General features: G+C 35.6%; 1 protein-coding gene. It reads left to right on the plus strand.

Going from position 1 to position 1970, the window contains the following annotated elements:
* The coding region (locus VB714_RS15385; RefSeq protein ID WP_323225513.1) for an ABC transporter substrate-binding protein at window positions 1–1970 on the plus strand (1970 nt) is incomplete at both ends.

Raw genomic sequence — 1970 nt, forward strand, 5'->3', positions numbered from 1 at the left:
CAAGATATTTGTGCTTCCTCAGCCCTAGGTATTTTAGGGCATTATACTGGCGCAATGTCTTTAAAAGCAGGCGAAGTCTATCAAAAATGTGGAATTCCCGCGATTACAGGGAGTGCGACAGTTGACTCAGTAACGGATAATAACCCGTGGTATTTTCGCACAATTTTCAAGAATAGCGATCAAGCTCGGTTTATTGCCCACTATGTTCAATCTGTCTTTAAATCAAAAAATGTTTACTTAGTAACCGGTGATGATCCTTATAGTAAAACGTTAGGAGAAGAACTAAAAACATATTTTATCGCCTTTGGAGAAAAACTTAACTTTATCGGATCGCAAGAATTAAACGACGATATCAGTCGCACGGTAGATAGCATTGTTTTTCACTTATTAAAGTTAAAAAAGGCAGGTCAAGAACCCGATTTAATCATTATTGCCATGCAAGAATTTGAAGCTGCAAAACTCATTCGTAAAATGAGACGAAATGGCATAAACTCATCCATTGTTGGGGGGGACTCAATCGGTAATGTTTCGTTTGCTCAAAGTTTTGCTGATGCAACCGAAGAACAATCAACCCCTGGTTTTTTTACCGATGATATTCATGCTGTTGTACCGGCAATTCTCGATATTTCTGGAGAGGAAGGAGAAAAGTTTAAGAACGAATTTGAGTTGCGCTATGGCTATACACCGGGATGGCTTCCTATATTTTACCATGATTCCGCTCATGTTCTTGTTAAAGCCATTAAAAATGCTATTACTGCTCATGAAAATTCATCTCAAAAAAGATTTAACATTAAAGATATCGCGACAATGCGCCGTCAAGTCCGAGACGCATTAACAAAAATAAACTCCCCAGAAAAAGCAGTTGAAGGAGTCACCCGAACCTTCTATTTCAACGACCAAAGAAATACTCAACCACTGGTTTTAATGGGTATTTTTAATCAAAATCAATTCATTTCTGCCCTCACTCAACTTACTCTTATTAAGGATGGTACTATCATTAATGATTTGGAAGAAGAACTGGAACAGGATAATTTGATTCAAATCAGTAGCGATAGCTATTTGGAAAAAACCCATATTGTTTATACGGGTATAGATATCAATGAAGTAACCCATATCGACGAAAAAAATTCATCTTTTTTACTGGATTTTTATCTCTGGTTTCGCTACAAAGGAGATATAGAACCTGACGATATTGAATTTACAAATTATTCCGTTGAAAGATTGGATTCGGGAGAAAAATTGACCCTAGATGAACCGATTAAAAGAGATAGACATGATGGAGTCAATCACGTTGTCTATCGAGTTAAAGCTGATTTTCATGAAAAGTTTGATTTTCATCATTATCCCTTCGATGACCAAATCCTATCTATTCGCTTTCGTCATCATACTTTAGGACAAGAAAAATTAATTTATGTGGTGGATTTTGTCGGAATGCGAGATACAAATACTGAGGAGGTGATCAAAAATTTTAAAAGTAATAAGGTATTTGAAAAAATTACCGATTGGCGCATTAACAATGCCCTCTTTTTTCAGGATACTCATATTAACCAATCAACATTAGGCGATCGCCGCTTAATTAAAGCTAAATCTCAGTTTCAATACTCTCAGTTTAATGCCGAGATCGAAATAGAACGTGATATTATCAGCTTTAGTCTAAAAAATTTATTACCATTATGGTTCTTTGTGGTAATCGCTTATGGTTTACTCTTTCTCCCCTTTGAAAATATTTCGGTTGAGGCCATCAGTGGTTTACTCTTAGCTGTTGTTTTCTATCATCTCAGTTTGTTGGATTCTCTACCCGAGGGGATTGGCTATGTTGTTGCTCTTGACTATGCTTTTTATTTAATTTATATTTTATTAGTAATAGAACTAACTTTGATAATTTTAGGAAGTAGTACATGGTTAAAGGCTAATACGAATGTTACCAACAAACAACTCCTTCAATTTGGTAGAGTAACTCTACCTATTCT

The sequence above is a fragment of the Spirulina sp. 06S082 genome, from assembly GCF_034932145.1.
Taxonomy (GTDB): domain Bacteria; phylum Cyanobacteriota; class Cyanobacteriia; order Cyanobacteriales; family Spirulinaceae; genus CCY15215.